Origin of the sequence: Billgrantia montanilacus (assembly GCF_003336675.1) — a bacterium.
Taxonomy (GTDB): Bacteria; Pseudomonadota; Gammaproteobacteria; order Pseudomonadales; family Halomonadaceae; genus Halomonas; species Halomonas montanilacus.
Map to the genome: position 1 here is coordinate 170,886 of NZ_QPII01000002.1, position 23,296 is coordinate 194,181.

General features: G+C 61.9%; 24 protein-coding genes and 3 tRNA genes. 14 read left to right on the top strand and 13 right to left on the bottom strand.

What is annotated here, in order from left to right; translation table 11 throughout:
• Positions 1-29: 29 nt before the first annotated feature.
• The 6 genes from uvrC (at position 30) to nadB (ending at position 4,575) form a co-directional block, all read left to right on the top strand.
• Complete coding sequence (gene uvrC / locus DU505_RS03400; protein ID WP_114477597.1) at positions 30-1,844, top strand: excinuclease ABC subunit UvrC; 1,815 nt, start codon at positions 30-32, stop codon at positions 1,842-1,844.
• 69 nt (positions 1,845-1,913) lie between these two features.
• Positions 1,914-2,462 carry a CDP-diacylglycerol--glycerol-3-phosphate 3-phosphatidyltransferase gene (gene pgsA / locus DU505_RS03405; RefSeq protein ID WP_114477598.1) on the top strand — a complete coding sequence of 183 codons (549 nt, stop codon included), beginning with the start codon at positions 1,914-1,916 and terminating at the stop codon, positions 2,460-2,462.
• A gap of 63 nt (positions 2,463-2,525) precedes the next feature.
• Positions 2,526-2,600: transfer RNA gene (locus DU505_RS03410), tRNA-Gly, on the top strand.
• 112 nt (positions 2,601-2,712) lie between these two features.
• Positions 2,713-2,786: transfer RNA gene (locus tag DU505_RS03415), tRNA-Cys, on the top strand.
• Between the two features lie 37 nt (positions 2,787-2,823).
• Positions 2,824-2,910, top strand: a tRNA-Leu gene (locus DU505_RS03420).
• Positions 2,911-3,003: 93 nt separating this feature from the next.
• Positions 3,004-4,575, top strand: coding sequence for an L-aspartate oxidase (nadB, locus tag DU505_RS03425; RefSeq protein WP_114477599.1), 1,572 nt, complete (start codon positions 3,004-3,006; stop codon positions 4,573-4,575).
• Between the two features lie 50 nt (positions 4,576-4,625).
• Here nadB and DU505_RS03430 read toward each other — a convergent pair whose 3' ends face one another.
• Positions 4,626-5,039 carry a protein YgfX gene (locus DU505_RS03430; RefSeq protein WP_147273041.1) on the bottom strand — a complete coding sequence of 138 codons (414 nt, stop codon included), beginning with the start codon at positions 5,037-5,039 and terminating at the stop codon, positions 4,626-4,628.
• Entirely contained in the window at positions 4,999-5,226 is a 228-nt protein-coding gene (locus DU505_RS22795) for an FAD assembly factor SdhE (protein WP_245947774.1), read from the bottom strand. The genes DU505_RS03430 and DU505_RS22795 overlap by 41 nt, the downstream gene beginning before the upstream one ends.
• Before the next feature lie 291 nt (positions 5,227-5,517).
• Here DU505_RS22795 and ihfB point away from each other — a divergent pair, with 291 nt between their 5' ends.
• The 3 genes from ihfB to lapB are packed head-to-tail and all read left to right on the top strand — an operon-like array spanning position 5,518 to position 7,334.
• Positions 5,518-5,814 (top strand): integration host factor subunit beta, encoded by a 297-nt coding sequence (ihfB, locus tag DU505_RS03440; RefSeq protein ID WP_114477602.1) that lies wholly within the window; start codon positions 5,518-5,520, stop codon positions 5,812-5,814.
• Between the two features lie 26 nt (positions 5,815-5,840).
• A complete protein-coding gene (locus DU505_RS03445; RefSeq protein ID WP_114477603.1) occupies positions 5,841-6,146 on the top strand; it encodes a lipopolysaccharide assembly protein LapA domain-containing protein in 306 nt (101 codons plus the stop codon).
• Positions 6,147-7,334 (top strand): lipopolysaccharide assembly protein LapB, encoded by a 1,188-nt coding sequence (gene lapB, locus DU505_RS03450; protein WP_114477604.1) that lies wholly within the window; start codon positions 6,147-6,149, stop codon positions 7,332-7,334.
• Positions 7,335-7,352: 18 nt separating this feature from the next.
• Here lapB and pyrF read toward each other — a convergent pair whose 3' ends face one another.
• Positions 7,353-8,051 (bottom strand): orotidine-5'-phosphate decarboxylase, encoded by a 699-nt coding sequence (gene pyrF, locus DU505_RS03455; protein ID WP_114477605.1) that lies wholly within the window; start codon positions 8,049-8,051, stop codon positions 7,353-7,355.
• A gap of 158 nt (positions 8,052-8,209) precedes the next feature.
• On the opposite strand from pyrF, the gene cfa reads away from it, so the two are divergent.
• On the top strand, positions 8,210-9,361 hold the full coding sequence (gene cfa, locus DU505_RS03460; RefSeq protein ID WP_114477606.1) for a cyclopropane fatty acyl phospholipid synthase: 1,152 nt from the start codon (positions 8,210-8,212) through the stop codon (positions 9,359-9,361).
• 214 nt (positions 9,362-9,575) lie between these two features.
• Positions 9,576-10,484: a GGDEF domain-containing protein gene (locus DU505_RS03465; RefSeq protein ID WP_114477607.1), complete on the top strand. Its 909-nt coding sequence runs from the start codon at positions 9,576-9,578 to the stop codon at positions 10,482-10,484.
• Positions 10,485-10,492: 8 nt separating this feature from the next.
• On the opposite strand, the gene DU505_RS03470 is transcribed toward DU505_RS03465, so the two are convergent.
• Positions 10,493-11,107 carry a hypothetical protein gene (locus DU505_RS03470; protein WP_114477608.1) on the bottom strand — a complete coding sequence of 205 codons (615 nt, stop codon included), beginning with the start codon at positions 11,105-11,107 and terminating at the stop codon, positions 10,493-10,495.
• Positions 11,108-11,248: 141 nt separating this feature from the next.
• Here DU505_RS03470 and DU505_RS03475 point away from each other — a divergent pair, with 141 nt between their 5' ends.
• Positions 11,249-11,587, top strand: coding sequence for a 4a-hydroxytetrahydrobiopterin dehydratase (locus DU505_RS03475; protein ID WP_114477609.1), 339 nt, complete (start codon positions 11,249-11,251; stop codon positions 11,585-11,587).
• On the top strand, positions 11,588-12,775 hold the full coding sequence (locus DU505_RS03480; RefSeq protein ID WP_114477610.1) for an amino acid aminotransferase: 1,188 nt from the start codon (positions 11,588-11,590) through the stop codon (positions 12,773-12,775).
• 109 nt (positions 12,776-12,884) lie between these two features.
• On the opposite strand, the gene DU505_RS03485 is transcribed toward DU505_RS03480, so the two are convergent.
• Positions 12,885-13,625, bottom strand: a complete 741-nt coding sequence (locus DU505_RS03485) for a Crp/Fnr family transcriptional regulator (RefSeq protein WP_245947775.1) — start codon at positions 13,623-13,625, stop codon at positions 12,885-12,887.
• Positions 13,626-13,970: 345 nt separating this feature from the next.
• On the opposite strand from DU505_RS03485, the gene DU505_RS03490 reads away from it, so the two are divergent.
• Entirely contained in the window at positions 13,971-15,491 is a 1,521-nt protein-coding gene (locus DU505_RS03490) for an NCS2 family permease (protein ID WP_114477611.1), read from the top strand.
• A 267-nt stretch (positions 15,492-15,758) separates the two neighbouring features.
• On the opposite strand, the gene DU505_RS03495 is transcribed toward DU505_RS03490, so the two are convergent.
• The 8 genes from DU505_RS03495 to DU505_RS03530 all read right to left on the bottom strand — a co-directional run bounded on the left by DU505_RS03495 (position 15,759) and on the right by DU505_RS03530 (position 23,290).
• The gene (locus tag DU505_RS03495; RefSeq protein ID WP_114477612.1) at positions 15,759-16,220 is read right to left on the bottom strand and encodes a Spy/CpxP family protein refolding chaperone; all 462 of its coding nucleotides are present in this window, start codon (positions 16,218-16,220) and stop codon (positions 15,759-15,761) included.
• A gap of 75 nt (positions 16,221-16,295) precedes the next feature.
• Positions 16,296-17,633: an MATE family efflux transporter gene (locus tag DU505_RS03500; RefSeq protein WP_114477949.1), complete on the bottom strand. Its 1,338-nt coding sequence runs from the start codon at positions 17,631-17,633 to the stop codon at positions 16,296-16,298.
• Positions 17,634-17,721: 88 nt separating this feature from the next.
• Positions 17,722-18,312, bottom strand: coding sequence for a PAS domain S-box protein (locus DU505_RS22800; protein WP_245947762.1), 591 nt, complete (start codon positions 18,310-18,312; stop codon positions 17,722-17,724).
• Positions 18,313-18,446: 134 nt separating this feature from the next.
• The gene (locus DU505_RS03510; RefSeq protein WP_181872715.1) at positions 18,447-19,043 is read right to left on the bottom strand and encodes a YceI family protein; all 597 of its coding nucleotides are present in this window, start codon (positions 19,041-19,043) and stop codon (positions 18,447-18,449) included.
• A 42-nt stretch (positions 19,044-19,085) separates the two neighbouring features.
• Positions 19,086-19,640 (bottom strand): cytochrome b, encoded by a 555-nt coding sequence (locus tag DU505_RS03515; RefSeq protein ID WP_114477613.1) that lies wholly within the window; start codon positions 19,638-19,640, stop codon positions 19,086-19,088.
• 185 nt (positions 19,641-19,825) lie between these two features.
• The gene (locus DU505_RS03520) at positions 19,826-21,022 is read right to left on the bottom strand and encodes an O-succinylhomoserine sulfhydrylase (protein ID WP_114477614.1); all 1,197 of its coding nucleotides are present in this window, start codon (positions 21,020-21,022) and stop codon (positions 19,826-19,828) included.
• 50 nt (positions 21,023-21,072) lie between these two features.
• A complete protein-coding gene (gene purF, locus DU505_RS03525; RefSeq protein WP_114477615.1) occupies positions 21,073-22,596 on the bottom strand; it encodes an amidophosphoribosyltransferase in 1,524 nt (507 codons plus the stop codon).
• A 103-nt stretch (positions 22,597-22,699) separates the two neighbouring features.
• Entirely contained in the window at positions 22,700-23,290 is a 591-nt protein-coding gene (locus DU505_RS03530; RefSeq protein ID WP_114477616.1) for a CvpA family protein, read from the bottom strand.
• Positions 23,291-23,296: the final 6 nt, after the last annotated feature.

Consider the following 23,296-nt stretch of genomic DNA (forward strand, 5'->3'; position numbering starts at 1 on the left):
TGGAGGCTCACGCTCCAGCCAGTCCCAAGATGACCTTCGACTCCCGGCAGTTCCTCGCCCACCTGACCCAGGCACCGGGCATCTATCGCATGCTCGACGCGCAAGGCGACACCCTTTACGTGGGCAAGGCCAAGCGCCTCAAGGCCCGCCTGGCCAGCTACTTCCGCGGCGCCCTCAACGCCAAGACGCAAGCCATGGTAGGGCGTATAGCAGACGTTCAGGTCACCGTCACCCGCAGCGAAATCGAAGCGCTGCTCCTCGAGCAAACCTTGATCAAGGAGCTGCGGCCGCCCTACAACATCCTGCTTCGCGACGACAAGTCCTATCCCTTCGTCTTTGTCACCGATCGCCACCCCTATCCGGCGCTCGAGTACAAGCGAGCCAGAAGGCGTCACGAGGATGGCCGCTATCTCGGCCCCTACCCCAGCAGCGGTGCGGTACGCGAAAGCCTTTCGCTGATGCAGAAAATCTTCCGCATCCGCAACTGTGAGGACAGTGTCTTCGCGCATCGAACACGTCCCTGTCTGCAGTACCAGATCCAGCGCTGCAGCGCCCCCTGCGTAGGCTATATCAGCGAAGCCGACTATCGGCGCGATCTTGAGCATGCCGTCATGTGCCTGGAAGGCCGTAGCGAGCAAGTCACCAGCGAGCTGACCGAGGCCATGGAGGCCGCCAGCCGGGCGCTGGCCTTCGAGGACGCCGCACGCCTGCGCGACCAGGTCCAGCACCTGCGCCAGCTTCAGCAGCGCCAGTTCGTCGATACCGAGGGCGGCGACGCCGATGTCTTCGCCTTGGCGGAGCGCGAGGACTCGCTGTGCATCTCCGTGCTGGCGGTGCGCCAGGGGCGCCTGCTTGGGGCACGCCATCACAAGCCCGGCAACAGCCTGGGCCTGGCGGCCTGCGACCTGCTGGCTGAATTCGTCAGCCAGTACTACCTCGGCCAGGGTCGGGAAATTCCCCGGGAAGTGATCACCAGCCTGGCGCTTGCCGATGCCGATATCCTGGAAAGTGCGCTTGCGGCTCGCGCCGAGCGCCGCGTTCGCCTGACACACAGCGTGCGTGGCCATCGCCAGCAATGGCTCGAGCTCGCACGCACTAACGCCGAGCAGCAATTGGCGGGGCAATTGGCCAGCCAGGCGCAGATCACCCACCGTTTCGATGCACTGCGTGACGCCCTGGCACTGACCCAGACGCCGCAGCGGCTGGAGTGCTTCGACATCAGCCACAGCCATGGAGAGGCCACCGTGGCCTCCTGCGTGGTCTTCGACCTGAGCGGGCCACGGAAATCGGACTACCGGCGTTTCAATATCGAGGGCGTGCCGGCCGGCGACGATTACGCCGCCATGCGCCAGGCCCTGAGCCGTCGCTTTCGTCGCCTCGCCGAGGGAGAAGGCGTGGCGCCGGACATCCTGCTGGTGGATGGCGGCAAGGGACAGTTGAACCAGGCCCGTGAGGTGCTGGCCGAGCTGGGGCTCGAGCATATTCTGTTGCTTGGCGTGGCCAAGGGCACCACGCGGCGGGCCGGCCTGGAGACCCTGTTCGTGGAAACCGTCGACCGCACGCTCGACCTGGATAGCGCCTCCCCGGCCCTGCATCTCATCCAGCATGTGCGTGACGAAGCACACCGCTTCGCCATAACCGGGCACCGCACCCGGCGCGACAAGGCCAGGCGCAGCTCAACACTGGAAGACATCGAAGGCATCGGGCCCAAGCGCCGACGGGAACTCCTGCGCTTCTTCGGCGGCCTACAGGGCGTCAAGCAGGCCAGCCGCGAGGAGCTGGAGAGGGTACCCGGCATCAGCGCCACACTGGCCGAGACGATTCATCGCTCGCTGCATGGATGAAAGAGGCCACTGCGGATAGAATGGTGGCCTTCTCGGCAACCCTGACCTCAGGCAAGGATCCCCCTGTCAATGAACATCCCCAACATCCTGACGCTGGCTAGAATCGCCTTCATCCCGCTGCTGGTGGTGTTCTTCTATCTGCCCTTCGCCTGGAGCATGCCGATAGCCGCCGGCCTTTTCGCCCTGGCGGCGGTAACTGACTGGCTGGACGGCTACCTGGCACGCCGCTGGGACCAGGCCACGCCCTTCGGCGCCTTCCTCGACCCGGTGGCGGACAAGCTGATGGTCGCCGTCGCCCTGGCCCTGCTGATCGAGCGCTTCGACAGCGTCTGGCTGACGCTACCGGCGCTGGTGATCATCGGCCGCGAGATCGTCATCTCGGCCCTGCGTGAGTGGATGGCCGAGATGGGCAAGCGCGGCAGCGTCGCCGTCTCCTGGCTGGGAAAGGTCAAGACCACCCTGCAGATGGTTGCGCTGTTGCTGCTGCTGGCCTTCTCGCCGGGCACCCAGCTCGCCCTGGTCGGCGTCGCCACGCTCTACGTTGCCGCCATCCTGACCCTCTGGTCCATGGCGCTCTACCTGCGTTCTGCCTGGCCCCACCTGAGCCGCTCCATGTAGTACTCGATGCCAACAAGTGATTGACAGAAACGACCTTATCCGTATAATTCGCTCTCGAGTCGAGCGGGAATAGCTCAGTGGTAGAGCATCGCCTTGCCAAGGCGAGGGTCGGGAGTTCGAATCTCCTTTCCCGCTCCAATCTCTTCGGGTAATGCCTTGGAACAAGGTTCCCAAGAGAGGCGGTATCGAGGGTCGTGAGCCGGTATGCCGGTCCGATCGATCTCCTTTCCCGATCCATACGACTCATTGAGGCTGGATGGCAGAGTGGTTATGCAGCGGACTGCAACTCCGTGTACGCCGGTTCGATTCCGACTCCAGCCTCCACTTATTCCCTTCAGTTGTCTGCTCGAAATCCCGTGCCGCCCGGATGGCGAAATTGGTAGACGCAAGAGACTTAAAATCTCTCGGTGGCAACACCGTGCCGGTTCGAGCCCGGCTCCGGGCACCAGACTCTTCGCTATCCTGCTCCTCTACCGGTATCATCGGACGCTAACGAGCCGAGTCAGTCGGCTGATGTGACAGGATCCAGCGAGACCCCCGAATGCCCCGTAGCGAACATGACGTACTGATTGTCGGCGGTGGCGTTGCCGGCCTGACCCTCGCACTGCACGCAGCAGGCCATCGCCGCGTGACCCTGGTTCGCCCCGCAAGCGACGATCAAAGCGCCAGCCGATGGGCACAAGGTGGCATTGCCGCCGTTCTCTCTCCGCAAGACGATTTCGATGCCCATGTGGCCGACACCCTGGTGGCAGGTGCCGGCCTGTGCGACGAACGCGCCGTCCGCTTCACCGTCGAACAGGGGCCCGCCGCCATTGAATGGCTACTTTCACTGGGCGTTCCCTTTACTCGCGACCCGGACCCCGCCTCGCCCTACCCCTTCCACCTGACTCGAGAAGGGGGGCACGGGGCACGACGCATCATTCATGCCGAAGACGCTACCGGGCGCGCCGTACTCGACACCCTGATGGCCAACGCCCTGGCCCACCCCGCCATCACGATACGGAACGATCTCACCGCCATCGGTCTGCTCGCCGATACCCTCGGCCAGTGCCGCGGGGCACGCTGCCTGAGCGAGCGAGGCGAGCCGACCGAACTGCTGGCAGCCGACACCATCCTGGCGACGGGCGGCGCCAGTGGCCTCTATCGACACACCACCAGCCCCAACCCAGCCAGCGGCGAAGGCATGCTGATGGCCGCCGAGCTCGGCGCCGAGGTGATGAACCTGGAGTTCCAGCAGTTCCATCCCACCTGCCTCTACGATCCGGAAGGCACCCCCTTCCTGATCAGCGAAGCGGTCAGGGGGGAAGGGGGCCACCTGTTGAACGCGCAAGGCGAACGCTTCATGCCGGCGCTGGACCCGCGGGCGGAATTGGCGCCCCGGGATATCGTCGCCCGCGCCATCGATGCCGAAATGCAGCGCACCGGGGCACCCCACGTCTGGCTCGATGTACGCCACCTGGGTGAAGCTGCGATTCGCCACCACTTCCCCACCATTCACGCGCACTGCCTTGGTCGCGGGATGGATATCGCCCAACAGCCGATACCGGTGGTGCCTGCTGCTCACTACAGCTGCGGCGGGGTCGCCACTGATCTCGACGGCGCCTCCACCGTCCCCCGCCTCTACGCCATCGGGGAAGCGGCCTGCACCGGCCTGCACGGCGCCAACCGCATGGCCAGCAACTCACTGCTGGAGTGCCTGGTCTTCGCCCGCAGCTGTGCGTCACGCCTGGCCGAAGTGCCGCCGCCTCTCCCTGCACCGCTGGAGGAGTGGCAGCCAGGGCGACGGCATGTGGATCTCGATCAGGTTCGGCACTGGCGCCGGGCCATGCGCGACATCATGAGTTATCGTGTCGCCATCGTGCGGCGGGATGAGGGCCTGGAAAACGCGGCGAGCGAGCTTCGCGCATTGAGCGCCGAGGTGGAAGAAGCGGTGAACCACGCCGCCCCGAGCGCGCCCCTTGCCAGCCTATGGCATGCCATGAGGCTGGCAAGGTTGACCGTGATGGCAGCCAGAGCACGCCGGGAGTCGCGCGGCTTGCACTTCAATCCCGACTGCCCTGAACCGGCGCCGAATCCTCAACCTTCCCGACTGCATATCACTGATATCGAATAAGAAACTCGAATGATTAAACCGGGAAAAATGTAAAGCGCTGGCGAGAACCGTCAGCCAGAATGAACCAGCCAGCGACGCAGCTGGCGCAGCGACTCCCGGGAACTGCTGTCCGGCCATAGCCATATACGGCTGCCCTCGATCTCGAGCGCAATCAGCCAGGGCCCCAGATAGCGGCAGCGCAGTGCGACATCCTGTCTCTCATCACCCGACCGGGGCCGCCAATCCCAGCGACAACCGACTTTCTCCCGGGGCACGATACGCAGCTCACCGCAGACACGGCCATGCTCGCGCCGCCATGCCGTCATCAACAACGCCATCAGCCCCAACCAGGCCATGCCCAGACCTGCCAGCCAGGTAGCACCATAGCGGACCAGCAGAGCCAACAGCACCAGAGACAACAGGCCGTGGACCCAGCGTGCCAGCCTAGACGGGACGACGCGGATCGTTATCGGCGTTCTCGGCATGTTCCTGAATCAGCCGTACGATTCGATGAAAGGCGGGATCTTCCGGCTGCTCGCGCCGCATCAGCCAGGCGAACAGGTCTTGATCCTCCCCTTCGATCAGCAGCCGGTAGGCGTTCTGGTCCTCGGCGCCCAGGTGGTCAAAACAGTGCTCGAGAAAGGGAATCAGCAGCAGGTCCAGCTCCCACATGCCACGGCGGGAGTGCCAGTAGAGCTGCTTGCGCAGGGCCGCCGCTTCGGGGGTTGTCACTTGGTCATCCGGATTCGTCGTGTCGCTCAACGTCTGCCTCGGCTGTGCTGGTGAGTAAGCCATCAGTATACCGGAGCCACCCGAAGGGGGCAGCACAACCGGTCGCTTTCGAAGGATTGCTTGACCTTGGTCGTAGTGCGTTGTTTTATCTCGGTTTGCGCAGTATGCTGATGACAGAACAATAATCTCGCCCAGGTCCAACCGGATCAGGGGGCTGCCTGGAGATCACCGATGACCAAATCCGAATTGATCGAGCAGATTGCGATGCATCAGCCGGAGCTTTCGATCAAGGAAGTCGAATCTGCGGTTCGCCTGATCCTTGACGACATCACCGATACCCTGGCCGAGGGTGGCCGGGTGGAAATTCGTGGCTTTGGCAGCTTTTCGTTGCACTATCGCGAGCCGCGCGTCGGCCGCAATCCCAAGACAGGCGACCCGGTCGCACTCGAGGGCAAGTTCGTGCCACACTTCAAACCGGGCAAGGAGCTTCGCGAGCAGGTCAATGCCAGCCGCGCCCTCGGCTACTAACCGACTTTTCTACAAGGGATACCCACATGCGTTGGCTCAAAGGCCTTATCCTGGCCATTATTCTGCTGGCGGTACTACTGGTCGGCATCCTGTTTGCCGTGAACAACCAGCAGACGGTGCCGCTCAATTTGATCTGGACGGAGCTGCCGGCCGTTTCGCTTTCGGTCTGGCTGCTCGCCGCCTTGGTCTGTGGCGTCTTGCTGGGCATGCTGGCCATGACCGGAGTATGGCTGAGACTGCGCACAGCGCTATCCCGAGCCCAGCGACAGAACCGGCAACAGCGCAAGGAGCTCGACCGGCTGCGTGTGCAGGAGCTCAAGGAACTGCCCTAAATGCCCGACGCCCTGCTGCTGACCCTGTTGGTGGCAGCCCTTGCCATCGGCTGGTGGCTTGGCCGCCGTGAACGCCGTGGCTTGCGTGATGACGAGTCGACGACATCGCTGTCGCGGGATTACTTCGTAGGGCTGAACTACCTGCTCAACGAAGAGCCGGATCGCGCCATCGAGACCTTTGTCGGGGCGCTCGAAGTCAACAGCGAAACGATAGACACCCATATCACCCTGGGTAATCTGTTCCGCACCCGGGGTGAAGCTGATCGCGCCGTCAAGATACACCAGAACCTGCTGGCCAGGCCGACCCTCACGGCCGCACAGAGTGACCAGGTTCAACTGGAGCTCTCGCGCGATTTTCTCAAACTGGGCCTGCTCGACCGTGCCGAGCGCCTGTTGCAGCAGCTGATCCGTGAATCCAGTCGCGACGAGATCCGTCATGCCGCCAAGCGCCTGCTGGCCGACCTCTTCGACCGGGAAGGCGAATGGCAGGCCGCTTTCGACGTGGCTCACCCCACCCTGACTCGTCAGCACGATGATGTCCGGCGCGCCGCTGCACACTGGCTCTGCGAACTGGCCGACCAGGAACGCCACTCCGCCAGCCCCGGGCTGGCTCGAAAGCATTTGCGACAAGCGCTCTCTGTCGATTCAAGCTGCGTTCGGGCCAATCTTCTGCTAGCGGCCATGGCGCAGGATACCGGCCATTACCGGGACGCCATTCGCCTGTTGATGCGCATTCCCGACCAGGACCTGGAATTTATCCCCACGGTGCTGGAACCCCTGCACCATGCCTATCAGCTGCTGGGTGACGAAGAAGGATTGGTGGCCCATCTGGAAGGTCTGCTGGAACGCGCCCACTTCACCAGCCTGATCATCATGCTGGCCGAGACACAGCGAAGACGCCAAGGCATCCAGTCGGCCATCGATCTGGTCAGCGAGCAGCTCAATCGCTCGCCGAGCCTGGGTGCGCTCGACTACCTGCTAGACCTCTATCAACACCAGCAGCATGAGCGGGGCTCCCCGGATAGCCGTATCCAACTACTCAAGCAGCACACCCACACCCTGCTCCAGGCACGCCCTCGTCATCGCTGCGGACGCTGCGGCTTCGCCGGCGAACCGCTGCATTGGCAGTGCCCACGCTGCCGCAGCTGGGGCACGACCCGCCCCATTACGGGCATCGAAGGAGAGTGACCGACAAGGCAGATCGGCTTAGTTCGCCAGCTCCTGCTCGATGGCCTCCAGGGCCGCCATGGGGTCCTCGGCCTGTGTCACCGGCCGGCCGACGACCAGGTGGGTACTGCCTGCCGTCATGGCTTGAAGAGGGGTCATGATTCGCCGCTGGTCGTCTGCTGCGGCAAAGCTCGGCCGTATTCCCGGCGTGACCTTGAGGAAAGTATCACCGCACAGCTCTCGTAACCGTGTCGACTCCTGAGCGGAGCAGACGACGCCAGCCATGCCACTGGCCATGGCTAATTGTGCCAGGCGCTCGACCTGTTCCGCGGGAGCCAGGGTCACGCCCACCTCCTGCAGATCCGCGGCCTCCATGCTGGTCAATACCGTCACGGCGATCAGGTGCGTGGCCAGCCCATGGCGCTCGAGACGCTCTCGCGCCGCCTCCATCATGCGCCGTCCGCCCCCGGCATGGACATTGACCATCCAGACCCCCTGCTCGGCGGCGGCCTGGACGGCGCCGGCCACCGTATTGGGGATGTCGTGGAACTTGAGGTCCAGGAAAACCTGAAAGCCCCGCCCATGCAGTGCTTCGATCACATCCGGACCGCTGCGGGTAAACAGCTCCTTGCCGACCTTGACCCGGCAGCGGGACGGGTCGAGTCGGTCGGCGAGGCAAAGGGCGGCATCGAGCGAAGGATGATCCAGGGCGATGATCAGCGGCGAGTCACTAGACACGATGAAGGCTCCAGTCGGCATCTTGGTTGGATGCCGGGGAGTATATCAGCCCCGTCGATTAACCGTTCCCCACTACCTGGGCTATGCTCAAATCCAGGGGGAAAGACCACATTGACAGAGCCTGTCTTAGCACTCGACTGATGGACCGGGAGGACTCCATGACCAGTGACCATCGAATCGGCCCCATCGCCCTGCCCGATAACCGCGCCCGGCGAGTACTCGAATCCTTGCTGGAAGACTCGGGGATCAGCCTTAACGGCGACGCCCCCTGGGACCCGCAGATATACAACCCCGACTTCTGTGCCAGAATACTCCGCCAGGGCTCATTGGGCCTGGGCGAATCCTACATGGATGGCTGGTGGGAGTGCGAACGTCTCGACGAACTGGCCAGGCGCCTTCTGCTTCATGGCCTTGGAGAACGTGCCCGCCCACCCTCCGATCGGCTGATGTATCGACTCCAGGCGGGGCTGATGAATCTTCAGAGCAAGGCGCGCGCCTACATGGTTGGAGAGGCCCACTACGACTTGGGCAACGATCTCTTCGAGCGGATGCTCGACCCCACCATGTGCTACTCCTGCGGCTACTGGAAGGAAGCCGATTCCTTGCACGAGGCACAGCTGGCCAAACTGGAGCTCGCCTGCCGCAAGCTCGAGTTACGACCCGGCATGCGGGTACTCGATATTGGCTGTGGCTGGGGGAGCTTTGCCGAGCACGCCGCCCGACACCATGGGGTCTCCGTCACCGGGATCACCATTTCCCGGGAACAGGCTGCCCTGGCCCAACAGCGCTGCTCAGGCCTGCCCGTGGAGATTCATCTCGAGGATTACCGCGATATCGATGGCCGCTTTGACCGCATCGTATCCATTGGCATGTTCGAGCATGTGGGACACCGCAACTACCGTGCCTACTTCGAAACCGTCCAACGTGTGCTGGCCGATGATGGCCTTTTCCTGCTTCATACCATTGGCTCGAACAGTTCGCACATCACCGTCGACCCCTGGATCGATCGCTATATCTTTCCCAATGGCGTCCTGCCCTCTGCCCGACAGGTGGCGGACGCCAGCGAAGACTTGCTGTTGATGGAGGATTGGCAGAATTTTGGGCCCGACTATGACACGACCCTGATGGCCTGGTTGAAGAATTTCGAGCACGCCTGGCCAGAGCTGGCCGAGCGCTACAGCGAACGCACCCACCGCATGTTCCGCTACTATCTTTCGGTATGTGCTGGCGCCTTCCGCGGCAGGGACATGCAGCTCTGGCAGGTCGTCTTCTCACGCGACCGTGCCAGTCGCTATGACGCCCCGCGCTAAGCCAGACTGCGAAGAAGCTCCCCCCTACAATCACTGTCGGCGATTTCCTACAGCAAGCGCCAGATGATTTACGCTGAGTTACAACGTATATTAGCCGTTCACTAACGGCTCAGCCTTTGATCTCGGCGCCTAGCGCCTCGGCTTTTGTCACCCGTTGAGCCGAAACTATAAGAATGACAGGCCTGCACGCAGCAGGGAACACTAGGACGCCCGCATGACTGAAGAGAACGCCATGACGGGTGGGGGGCTGGATATGCCTGGCAACGTTCGTGACTTTACCGAACGGTTGCCCGGCGTCATCTTCCAGTTTCATCGTGGCCTCGATGGCCACATGCATTTCCCCTACCTTGCCGGTAGCGGTACCAGCCTGCCAGGCATCGACCGCGATGCACTGGGCCAGGATGCACGACATATGCTCGACCGGCTCGATGGCGACGACTATCCGAAGCTGATGGCCGCCATCGAGCGCTCGGCTCGCTGGCGCGTCCCCATCGCCACCAAGTTCCGTATCCGTTTGCCTCATGGCCGGTGTCGCTGGGTAGCGCTACGCGCGCAGCCGGAGGATGCCCAGACAGGTGTGCTCTGGCATGGCCTGATGATCGATATCACCGAACAGATGGTGGAGGAGGCACGCCTACGCCGTCTGTCGGATACCGACGACCTCACCGGCCTGGCTAACCGCCGCAAGCTGATGGTTCGACTCGCCGAAGAGACGTCGAGATGCAACCGACATGGCTCACCACTGTCGTTGATGCTCATTGATCTCGATCATTTCAAGCGCGTCAACGACACCTGGGGGCACCTCCAGGGCGACCAGGTACTGATCGAGCTCGCCAAGCTGTGCCGCAAACTGCTGCGCGAAGAAGATACTATCGCCCGGCTCGGCGGCGAGGAGTTCGCCGTCGTCCTGCCGCTCACCCCTCTTGTCCGCAGCCTACCCCTTGCCGAGCGGCTGCGACAACGTATTGCCGAACACGCCTTCGGCATCGAGCCCGGACAGATCACCGTCAGCATTGGCCTGGCAGAATACCGGCCTGGCGAACCCCGAGACGTCCTCATCGAGCGCGCCGACCGCAGTCTTTATGCGGCCAAGCATCTGGGGCGCAATCGAGTCGAGAGCTGAGGCCGAACTCACCGTACCTTGCCACGCCACTGGAGATAACACAGCAGGCCATGCACCGGCAGATACAGTACCAGTGGCCAGCCCAGCATCAATCCCGCCAGATAGACGAGGGGGGCGAGAGCCTCCTGCTGCGTGCCGAAGGGTCCATGCACCCAGTTGATGTTGCGCCCGGGCTCGGTGAACAGGAATGTCAACGGAATCACCAGCCAGGTGAGAAGCGTCTGCCAGACCATGGCGCGGCGGTCATAACCGAGTTTCAGAACGGCATACCCCGCCACGAGAGGCAGTACCAGATGATAGAGCGACAGCACACGCGCCAATGACGGATGCGCCGGGTCGAACATGTACTCGGTACCGCCGATCGGATGGAAACCGGCCAGCCACGCCACTCCCACGTCCAGCGCCCAGAAGAGCCCGACCAACACTACGGCGAGCCACTGCATGGAGAGCAGCAGCCGGCTCTCCGCCCACAGCCCGAACAGGATAAGAAAGCTGGCAAGATTGCATAGCCAGAAGTAGTTCTCCGCCCCCAGCATGATGGCATAGGCCGGCGCCCAGAACAGAATCCAGGCAGTAAAGAGCAGTTTGAGCCAGAGTGGCAGCCGGAAAATGCGGCGAGGCATGGTGCCCTCCTTTCAAGCATGTCATTCAAGCACGCCCTTCATGACTAGTCCTTCAAGCATAGCGCCTTGATTTATTGACAGGATGTCCGTACCGCCAGAAGGTTGATGTAGCGCCCCCACCAATCGCCTCAGGAAGATGACATGGCCCGACTTTCTCGACAGCCCTGCGAAGCCTGCCGTCGCAACGCCCCGACCGTCAGTGAGGCAGAGATACTGTTGTTCAAACCCGAGGTTCCCCAGTGGCAGATCCTCGAGCGCAATGGCATCATGCAGCTTGAGCGGGTCTTTACCTTCACCGACTTTCGGCAGGCGCTGGACTTTACCAACCGTGTCGGCGAAATCGCCGAGGCGGCCGATCACCACCCGGCCCTGCTGACCGAATGGGGAAAGGTTACCGTGACCTGGTGGTCACACAAGATTCAAGGCCTGCACCGCAACGACTTCATACTTGCCGCCAGAACCGACGAGGTAGCGAAATAAATGTTCGAACATATTGAGCGGGTCCCCGGGGATGCCATCCTCGGCTTGATCGAGGCCTTCAAGAAGGACACCAACCCCCAGAAGGTCGATCTCGGCGTTGGCGTCTACAAGGACGCTCAGGGCAACACACCGGTGATGCGCGCCGTGAAGGAAGCCGAGTCCCTGCTGCTCAAGAACGAGACAACCAAGACCTACATTGGCTCCCACGGCGCTCCCAGCTATGGCGAAGTGGTCCTGCCGATGGTGCTGGGTGAAGACTCCCCGGTACTCGAGGCAAAGCGTGCCAGCGCAACTCAATCTCCGGGCGGAACGGGCGCCCTCCGCCTGGCGGCGGACTTCATCGCTCACCAGTTGCCCGGCAAGGATATCTGGGTCAGCGACCCGACCTGGCCAAACCACCTGGGCATCTTTCCCGCCGCGGGCCTGACGCTGCACAAGTATCCCTACGTGGATGCCGAGAACCGCCTGGACTTCGACGGAATGCTGAGCGCCTTGAAGTCGATTCCCGAAGGTGATGTGGTGCTGCTGCACGCCTGCTGCCACAACCCTACCGGTTTTGATCTCTCTCGCGACCAGTGGCAGCAGGTCCTGGAGGTCGTCCACGAGCGCAACCTGCTGCCGCTGATCGATTTCGCCTACCAGGGTTTCGGTGAGGGTCTCGACGAGGATGCCTATGGCGTTCGCCTCCTGGCCGAGAACCTCGACGAAGTGATCATCACCAGTTCCTGCTCAAAGAACTTCGGTATCTACTGCGAACGGACCGGCTGCCTGATCATGGTGGCGAAGAACGCCGAGCAGATGGAGAACGTACGTTCCCAGGTAGCCATCGTGGCCCGGGAGAACTATTCAAATCCCCCGGCACATGGCGGCGCCATCGTCAGCGAAATCCTTCACTCCGCTGAGCTGTCCGCCGTGTGGCGCGAAGAGCTGACGGAAATGCGCGATCGCATCAATACGCTGCGTCGTGACTTCGTCGAAGCCCTCAAGCCCTACGGTCTCGATCAGAAGTATGCCTGCGTGGCGGAGCAGCGGGGGATGTTCTCCTATACCGGCCTGACCCCGGAGCAGGTCGACCGCCTGCGCGACGAGTTCGGCATCTACATGGTTCGCTCGGGCCGCGCCAATGTGGCGGGTTTCTCGCACGAGAACCTTCCTTACCTGGCCAAGGCAATCGCTGCGGTCAACTGATAGCGGCGCCGAGCACGACACCTGAAGGGACGGTGCCCCAGGGAACCGGGGCACCATCCACCCAGCCGCGTTAACCAGCGCCGCCTTTTCTCATCCTCCCGCACGGGATTCAGTGTCTGCCAAACAGTGGCCGTATGTTGTCTATGAGGTAACGGTCGTCGAAGTCGGCCATCTCCTTCAATGCCTTCAAATCCGGAATCGTCACGACATGTCGTTCACGAAAGACCAGCCCTTCATCACTGAGGGCTGTCAGGGTGCGACTGACGTGAACCGGACTGAGTCCGAGCAGGTCCGCCAGTAGCTCCTGGGACAACGGCAAGCGAAAGCTGTCGTGCCCATCGGCTTGTGTCTGCCTCAGGCGCTGGTAGGTCTCGAGCAGGAAGTGTGCGAGTTTCTGCTTTGCATTGCGCCGAGCCAGATTGACCAGGCGCTCCGTGATCAACACCTGCTGGCGGCTGGAAATGGCGAACATAATGGTGGTCAGGGTCATCGACTGGCGGAAGAGATCCAATACATGCTGATGAGGGAAATAGCACACAACACCATCCTCGGCCATCTTCACTCCGGCCAGGCGCTGGGAGAAGGCAAATTCGCGTAGGCCGATGATATCGCCCGGCAAGAACAGTTCGAGGATCTGTCGGGTACCGTTCTCAAGGATACGGTAGGAGTAGGCCCAGCCACGACTCAGGGTGCAGAATTCGTTGGCGCCATCCCGCTCTTCCCAGAGCTGGGTGCCTGCCTTGATTCGTACCGGACTTTTTTCCAGCTCAAGCAACAACTCCTCGTCTTTCCGGGACAAGTCATAGTAGTAGCTGAAATGACGCACGATACAGCTATCCAGGTGCTTCACCTTCACTCCCCCTCGTTTGAAACAATGGGCAGACCATGCTCGCAAGCTCAAGGACATGGGCGGCAGCCCCAACCGAGCCATCGGCTTGGCTAGCCGACCGAGCCATCTGAATCATTAAGCAGCCACAGCACATGGACGTTTCAGATTGCCACGAATGTACTTTCTCCTTTGTAAACCGCAACTTCAGTAACGTCCAGCATATCGTGACTGGAACCACTCCATTCATCATTCAACGAGCACTCGCTCCGTTTACGGCTACGTCTAAAGCAGGCTTGACCAATCAGTCAGATTGGCATCAGACTGTCAGCTGCCTTGTATACAACCCCATAACAGAAGAGGCTCACCATGGCGGCAACCCCTGTGCACTATCCGTGGTACAAGAAGGAGGACACCGATGCCTTCTTCGCTCTGTTCCAGAATAATATTGCCAACTTCGTCATCATTGCCATCACCATGCTGGGCATGGGCTTTCCCGCGTCGATCGTCTTCGGTCAGGTGCTCCCCGGGGCCGCAGTGGCGGTGATGGTGGGCAATTTCTACTACGCATGGACGGCGGCACGCCTGGCGCGAAAAGAGAACCGCGCAGATGTGACCGCACTCTCCTACGGTATTTCGACGCCAGTCATGTTCGTCTTTCTGTTCGGCGTGCTGCTTCCAGCAAAGCAGCTGACCGGAGACGCCGAACTGGCCTGGAAAGTGGCGGTAGCGGCTTGTTTCATCAGCGGCGCCATCGAAGCGATGGTCAGCCTGGTGGGTCGCTGGGTGCAGTACCACCTGCCTCGCGCCGCCATGCTCGGGGCCGTGGCCGGTGTGGCACTCACCTTCATCGCTGGTGAGATGTTGTTCAAGACCCTGGAGATGCCGATCATCGGCCTGCTGGTGCTGGCCATCATCATTGTAGGCCTGGTCGCCAGGGTGTCGATGCCATTCCGGATCCCGACCTCACTATTTGCCATCGTGATAGGTACCGCCATGGCCTACCTGATCGGCGATGCCGGTGGTGAGCGATTCAGCGATGCCTTCGCCCATCTGGGCTTCTATCCGCTGCTGCCCAACCTGGCCTGGCTCGAAGGCTTGGGACTGTTGTTCACCGGCATGCTGGCGGTGCTGACGGTGGTATTGCCGATCACGCTCTACAACGCAATTGAAACCATGAACAATGTCGAGGCCATGGAAGCCGCCGGCGACAAGTATGACGTCCGTGAATGCCAGGCAGTGGACGGTGCCGGCACAATGATTGGCGCGCTGTTCGGCGGCGTCTTTCCTACCACGGTCTACATCGCCACGGTGGGCGCCAAGTGGATGGGTGCCGGTCGTGGCTACAGTATTCTCAACGGTGCCGTCTATGCCATTGCCACCATGTTCGGCCTGATAGCGGCCCTGGCCGCCATCATTCCCGTCTCGGTAGTGGCGCCGATCCTGGTGTTCGTCGGCATGTCGATGATCGCCACCGCCTTTCAAAGCAACGACACCCGCTACTATCCGGCCGTCGCGCTGGCCATGCTGCCCTACTTCGCCAACTATGTCATGACGCGCTTCAACCGGGGAGCCGGCGAGGTGGTTGCCGATATTTCGGGAGGCATCGTCGCCATGGGCCAGGGGGCGATGTTCATGGCTATCTTCATCGGCGCGATGACCGTATCGGTGATCGATCACCACTTCCGCCGCGCCGCCGTATTTGCAGCTATCGCAGCGGGCTTCTCCTTCGTGGGCCTGATGCACGCCCCGGAGCTGGCCTTCAATGCCGCCTCGGACTTCACCCTGGGCTATCTGGGCATGGGCGTTCTCTTCCTCTACTTCGCCTGGCAGCAAGAGCGGCTGGCTGCCCCGCGACCGGCACCCACCACGCCTCCGGCTGCCGACTAGGCGATGTGCGAAAGGGCGGCGCGCTTCGGCAGTTACCCTTCAGTTCCTGAACCAGTCGCCGGTTCATGCCACAAAATGGCCCTGCCGATTGACATCGGCAGGGCCACTTTTCGAAGCAGGCGGCAAAGCCTGGGGCGGAAGGACGCCACCAAGCCACTCGACCCAGTGGCGCCCATAGAAGACCGTTCAGCGGCCTACGCCCATCGGCTGCGCTTTGTCTGAAAACTACCTGCGCTCAGCAGCTTTTCGGACACAGCTAAAGGGGTTTTACTGTGCGGGCGGCGCCTGCTGCTGCATCTGCTGTCGCATCTGATCCATCTGCTGCTGCTGCTGCGCCATCACCTCTTCCAGCCGATTACGCTGCTCTTCGGTGAAGACGGCTTCAACCCTGGCCTGCAGCAGGGTGGTCTCGGCGGCGAGTTCGCCGGTCAGTTCACCCAGCCTTGTTGCATCCTGACGAATCGCTGATTCATCGAAATTGGGATCGATATGGTTGCCCAGTGCAGTCTGCAGGGCCTGAGCCTCCTGCTCCATGGGCTGCAGACGCTGCTGGGCATCGTCGAGAAGTCCACGAATTTCCTGCTGCTGACCTTCATCAAGGTCCAACAGCTCGTTGAGCTGGTCCACCTGATCACCTTGTGGCGGAGCCTGCATGGACTGCTGCGCCATAGCCGGTGATGCCATACCCAGTGCCACAAGAGCCGTTGCTACCAGTTTCACTACCTTCATCTATTACTCCGATTCGTCATGGACAAGTCTGTGGCTGAATGGCCACCCACCCTACCCTGACACGGAAAAACTCAACTAGTTCGGCCGGTTGCACCTGCCCCCCGAGATCGGTCGATGTGGCCCGGGGCCTTCCCGGCAACGAGAGCGTCGCTGGGGGCGGTCAAGAATCCGCCGGAGCATCCGCCAAGCAGCCAATCCTGCCAACAGGTTGCCAACCGCTGCGCCCAGCGCCAACCCGGTCAGGCTCCCCCACTGCGCCCCCAGCCATAGACAGGGCAAGTAGAAGAGAAAGAGTCTCGCACAGGAGAGCAGCATGGCTCGCAGAGGCCAACCCAGGGCATTGCCCGCGGAAACCACCAGCATGCATACGCCGAGCAGGGCATAGCTTGGCAACAGAAACCGGATCAAGGTCGCCAGCTCATCGCGCACCTCCGGATTGCCGGAGAGCACCAGTGCTACCCAGGAAGCCGTCGCCGCCATCACCAGCCCCAGCCCCAGCTGCCAGAACACGACAACCTTGAGTGCGAGCCTCATCAGCCGATGCACCTGGTCCCAGTCCCCAGCGCCGTAACAGCGTCCCAGCCAGGGAGGCAGGGACATGGTCATGGCCAGCACGACCATCAGGGAGACAGTCTCAAGTCGGCTGGCCAACCCCCAGGCTGCCACCGATGTGTCACCCAGGTCCGCCACCACCGAGATCGCCAGCATGGCTGCCAGAGGCGGCATCAACTGGCTGACCATGGCCGGCCCCGCGATTCCGGCGAAGGGGCGTGCCGAATGGCGCAGCTCGGCGGCGATTCCGTCACGGGCCAGCCAATCGGTCCGCAACAGGCGACGACCCAGCACCAGCAGACCACAGGAGAAGGCGATGACCGTGGCCCATGCCGCCCCGGGCAACCCCAGCCCATCCCAGGGGCCGATACCGAAAATCAAAAGGGGATCGAGGGTCAGGTTCACCAGGCTGGTGATTACCATCAGCTTGCCGGGCAGTCGCGTATCGCCATGGGCACGAAACAGGCTGTAGCCAAAGTAGAGCGCGGCACCCAGCCAGGCAGCCAGCAACTGCGGCGCCCAATAGATACGAATCAACTCACGCGTCGCTGCATCGGCTCCCAGGCGAGCAAACACGGGTTCCTGTACCCACCACAGCAGCAGTACCAGCAGTGCGATAAGGGCCGCACCCACCAACAACACCAGCAGCCCCAGCCGCCGTGCTCGCTCCTGCTCGCCTGCTCCCAGCGTACGGGAGATCATGGCGGCAATCGCGATGCCCAACCCGACCTGGACACCGATGACCAGGAACGATAGCGGAAAGGTGAAGGACTGGGCCGCCAGAGGCGCGGTACCCAGCCGGGCGATAAAGGCGCTGTCCACCAGTTGGAAGCCGAGCAGCGCCAGCACGCCGATGGCCATTGGCCAGGTCTGGCGCCACAGGGTCAAGCCGAGGGGAGGGGAAGTGGCAGGCTGGAACGTCACGGGTTCTCCATGGACCGGACCCCATTCATGCCGGCTTGCGGTCCAATGGGACGTCGACGCAGAACATGACGGGATTCCCCGACGCTTCACCGAGCATCACATGATAGGAATAGACGGGCACTCCGACGCCTGACCGGTGACGAAGGACCAGTTCCCCGGCTGGGATCGGCTTGCCTTCCACGACCCAGGCCTGGTGGCGGCTAACCAGCTGGGACCGCATGGCTTCAGGTATGATCAACTCTTCCAACTGCCTCCCCTTGGCTTGCTCTTCGCTGTAGCCATAGAGTTTTGCGCTTTCCTCGTTCCAGAAAATCACCCGCCGCTGCCGATCATAGCCTTGAACGGCAATGTTCGGCAGGCCTTCCAGCATGGCACGGAATCGGGCATCTCCAGCCTGCAACCGGGCCATGTCATGCGACAGCATGGCTCGCCGAGAACTGGAGCTGACCCAGATCCAAGCAACGGCAACCAGAACGCCTGATGCCGGAAGCAGAACCGGCATCAGGCTGGGGTGTACTCTTGCAACGATGCATCCCACCAGCAGTAGCAGCACCGCTAGCATTACCACTATGGTCAACCGAATCCCGGACAAACGGCCTCGATTCATGAACTGCATGCACGACCCCGACAATGACTCATCTGACGATTTCTCAGCGATGCATGGTATCGGTTTTCCGTGCGACTTTCCTCAGCAAGCGCACCCCCGGCCGGCGCCGGGGGTGCAGGGTCACGAAGAGAGCGTGAATGCGTTTACTGACGCACACCTTCGAAGGTCACGTAGAGCTCGAGCTCTTGCATGATTTCGGGGAAGTCGCTCATGTCGATGCCGAAATCGGCCAGGGTCAAGATGGTGCTGCCTTCGAAACCGGCGCGGTAGCTGCCCCAGGGATCTTCTCCTTCACCCACCAGTGTGACTGGCATCTCGATCTCGCGGGTCTCGCCCTTGAGCGTCAGATCACCGGTGATCACCCCTTCGGTGTCACCGGTCGGCTCGAAGCCGGTGGAAACGAACGTGGCTGTCGGATAGTCACCGGCGCTCAGGAAGTCATCGCTCAAGAAGTGGCGGTCACGCTCGGCATGGTTGCTGTTCAGGCTGTTGACCTGGACTTCCATCTCGAAGCTCGAAGCCTCGAGATTCTCCGGATCGTAGTGGAACTGCCCCTCGAACTCCTCGAATTTGCCGAGTATGTAGGAGTAACCGAGGTGATTGATCTTGAACTGGACGAAGGCGTGCTGGCCTTCGGTATCGATCACGTAGTCGTCGGCCTGAGCCTGGCTGAAGCCGACGAAGGAAGCGGTGCCCAGGGCGGCGGCGAGAACGGATTTCTTGAACGTCTTGGTCATCATAGAGAGGGTTCTCCTTGTGAAGATGCGCGAAGGGCGCAACGGTCACCGGCGACGCGAGCGCGCCGGATTCAACATGCGGGTCAGGGTATCGCGGCGATCGAGATAGTGATGCTTGAGTGCTGCGAAAGCATGGCCAGCAGCAAGCAGCAGCAGCGCCAGTGCGCTATACCAGTGGATGTCTCCCGCGACGCTGGCCTGGTTTGGCAGATCACTTATCAGTGCCGGCACTTCAAACCAGTCAAAGACACTGATTCCTCGCCCCTTGGCGGTAGATATCAGGTAGCCGCTGACCATGACCAGCACAAGCAGCACATAGAGGGTAATATGGCCCATGTGTGCCGCGAGACGCTCGAAGCGACTGCCTTGAGCGACAGGCGTCGGCTGTATGAAGCGCCAGACCAATCTCAGTAACGTGGCGAATAACAGCAACATACCGATAGAACGATGCCACCATGGCGCGAGGTTATACCAGCTGTCGAAATAGCTCAGGCCCGTCATCCACCAGCCGAGAACGAAGAGCCCAATGATGACCAGGGCGCTGAGCCAATGCAGGAGTATGCTGACCAGGCCCCAGCCTGAGCGGGTATTACGCCACATATCGCCCTCGCGGAATGAAGAGACTTCAACGAGACGGAGCTTACCGCAGTGCAGTATCAGCATCTGCTGAAAAAAGCCGAATGCAACGTTCAAAAAAATAACGCAATCTGTAAACGCTATGCACTACAGCAAGGACACAGGTCCTTGGCCAGGTTCTCGCAGACCCCACAGGACAAACGAACCGCTCAAGCCAGGACGTCGAGCCCCCTCGCCAGGTCGGTGCGGATGTCGTCGAGAGATTCCAGCCCCACCGCCACGCGAATCAAGCCCTGGGTAATGCCGGCAGCGGCTTTCTGGTCATCGGAGAGACGACCATGGGTCGTCGTTGCCGGATGAGTGATGGTGGTCTTGACGTCACCCAGGTTGCCGGTAATGGAGAGCATGCGCGTGGCATCGATCACCGACCAGGCACCTGCACGCCCCCCCTTCACCTCGAAACCGAGTACCGCACCGAAGCCCTGCTGTTGACGCCTTGCCAGTGCATGCTGGGGATGATGTTCCAAGCCACTATAATGAACCCGCTCCACTGCCGGATGCCGCTCCAGCCACTGCGCGAGCGCCAGGGCATTGTCGCAATGTGCCCGCATGCGCAGACTCAACGTCTCAAGTCCCTTGATAAATATCCAGGCGTTGAAGGGACTGAGGCAAGGCCCGCACGTGCGCACAACGCCGAATACCTCCTCGAGCTCCTGGTTGCGTCCGACCACCGCGCCACCCACTGCCCTGCCCTGCCCATCCAGGTATTTGGTGGCCGAGTGGATGACCATATCGGCCCCCAGCGCCAGCGGACGCTGGAGAGCCGGGGTCAGGAAACAGTTATCGATGGCCAATAAGGCACCATGACGATGGGCGATTTCGGCCAACGCCTCGATGTCGACGACCTCCGAGAGTGGATTTGAGGGTGTCTCGGCGAACAACAAACGGGTATTCGGCGTGATGGCCGCTTCCCAGGCGGCGAGGTCCGACAGCTCCACATAGCGCGTGGTGATGCCCAACTTGCCGAAATACTTGTCAAACAGGCTGACCGTCGAACCGAACAGCGAGCGTGAGGCGACGATTTCGTCGCCGGCCGACAGCAGCGCCATGACCGTAGCCAGAATGGCCGACATCCCCGAACTGGTTGCCACACAGCGTTCGCCCCCCTCCATCACCGCCAGGCGGCGTTCGAAAGTATGCACCGTGGGGTTGGTGAAGCGCGAGTAGACGTTACCCGCCTCCTCACCACCAAACTTCCGCGCTGCTTCCGCCGCACTGCCATAGACGAAGCTCGACGTGGGGAAGATCGGCTCGCTGTGTTCCTGCTCGAAGGTGCGCTGGTGACCAGCGCGGATCGCCTGGGTCTCCAGCGCCCAGGCCGCTTCCGGTGTCGGGTCGTCGTGCATGTTTCGTCCTTTTTTCCTGTGGCCAACGTGGTGGAATGCCGTGACAACGATCAGTCGTCGATATCGTCGTCCTGGTTGTGCATTCCCACCAACGCATGCCCGCCCGTACTCTGCTGCTGCTTGGCGGCGTCGTTGCGCGATGCCTCCAGCGCCGACAGGTAGCCGGCATCGATATCGCCGGTGATGTAGCAACCGTCGAAGACCGAGCAATCGAAGCTGGCCAGTTCCGGATTCACCTCGCGGCAGGCCGCCTTGAGATCCTCCAGGTCCTGGTAGAATATCCTGTCGGCACCGATGAGCTCGCCCACTTCCGCTTCGCTACGGCCATGGGCAATGAGCTCCGTGGCGGCCGGCATGTCGATACCGTAGACATTAGGATAGCGCACCGGCGGAGCCGCCGAGGCGAAGTAGACCTTGTTGGCGCCCGCTTCCCGAGCCATCTGGATGATCTGCTTGCAGGTGGTACCGCGCACGATGGAGTCGTCCACCAGCAGGACGTTCTTGCCCTTGAACTCGATATCGATGGCGTTGAGCTTCTGGCGCACCGACTTCTTGCGCTGGGTCTGGCCCGGCATGATGAAGGTCCGGCCGATATAGCGGTTCTTCATGAAGCCTTCACGATAGGTCACTCCCAGGTGCTGGGCCAGCTCGAGGGCCGAGGTGCGCGACGTATCGGGAATCGGGATGACCACGTCGATGTCATGCTCCGGCCATTCACTGCGAATGCGGTCGCCAAGCTTGCGGCCCATCTGCATGCGGGTGCCGTAGACATAGGCCCCGTCGAGAATGGAGTCCGGGCGAGCCAGGTAGACGTGTTCGAAGATACAGGGCGCGAGGCTGGGCCGGTCGGCACAGGACTGCGTATGGATATTGCCTTCCATGTCGACGAAGATCGCCTCGCCGGGCGCCAGGTCGCGGTGCAGTTCGAAACCGCCCACGTCGAGGGCCACCGACTCTGAGGCAATCATCACCTCCTGGCCGCTGCCCTCATCGCGGGTGCCGAAGACCACCGGGCGAATGCCGTTGGGGTCACGGAAGGCTACCAGGCCAAAGCCGTTGATGATCGCCACGGCCGCATAGCCGCCCCGGCAGCGCCGATAGACACGACGCACGGCATCGAAGATGTCGCCGGGCTCCAGATGGGGACCCTGCTTGCCCAGCTCATGGGCGAAGACATTAAGCAGCACTTCGGAGTCGGAGCTGGTATTGATGTGACGCAGGTCGGAGGAGAACAGCTCCTGCTTGAGCTGATCCGAGTTGGTCAGGTTGCCGTTGTGCGCCAGGGAAATACCGTAGGGCGAGTTGACATAGAAGGGCTGGGACTCCGCCTCGCTGGATGAGCCGGCCGTGGGGTAGCGCACGTGGCCGATGCCCACGTTGCCCTTCAGACGTGCCATGTGGCGAGTATGGAAGACATCGCGCACCAGGCCGTTGCTCTTGCGGAGCAGGAAGCGGCCTTCGCTCCATGTCATCATGCCGGCGGCATCCTGTCCGCGATGCTGTAGCACCGTCAGGGCATCATAGATCGCCTGGTTGACGGTCTGCTTGGCCAGTAGGCCCACGATACCGCACATTCCACCTTACCTCGCTGCCATGGGGGCCGACCTGGAGGCCGGCTTGTCATTCGCTTGTCGTTCGCTGGATCGAGTCGATCGTCGGTAGTACGAAGCTGCAGCCTCAGAGCGCGCTTTCGCTTGGGGCGTCTGGGGCACTGGACGCGTCGGGTTCGACGCTTTCGCGGCCTTCAGGAAACGACAGGTTTCGCCATGACTCCGGCGTCTCGGGCACCCTGTCCTCCCAGGCTTCCAGTTGGCTGACAGCCCAGTCACGCAGCTGCTCGAAGGCGGGTCTCAGCTCGGCTTCCTGCCAGGCCTGAAGCTGTGCCAACGGGGTCAGCGTGATCAGGATAGTAGCGATGACCAGTATCGCCGCTCCGCGGGCCACGCCGAAGCAGGCGCCGGCTACGCGATTGAAAAACCCCATGCCGACCCACTCCACCGCCGCATGGACCATGCGGATGACGATGCCACAGAGCAGGATGACCCCGAGGATCACCAGCACGAAGGCCAGCACCAGGCGGCCATCGGGATTGTCGATAAAACCCGACAACAGGTCGGCCACCGGCTCGGCCAGCAACCTTGCTGCCAGCAGGGCAATGATCCAGGCCGCCAGCCCAAGCCCCTCCCGGATCAAGCCACGCATGAACCCTGCCAGGGTCGATACCGCCAGTACGCCGAGAAATAACCAGTCGATCCAGGTCAGTAACATGGGCTC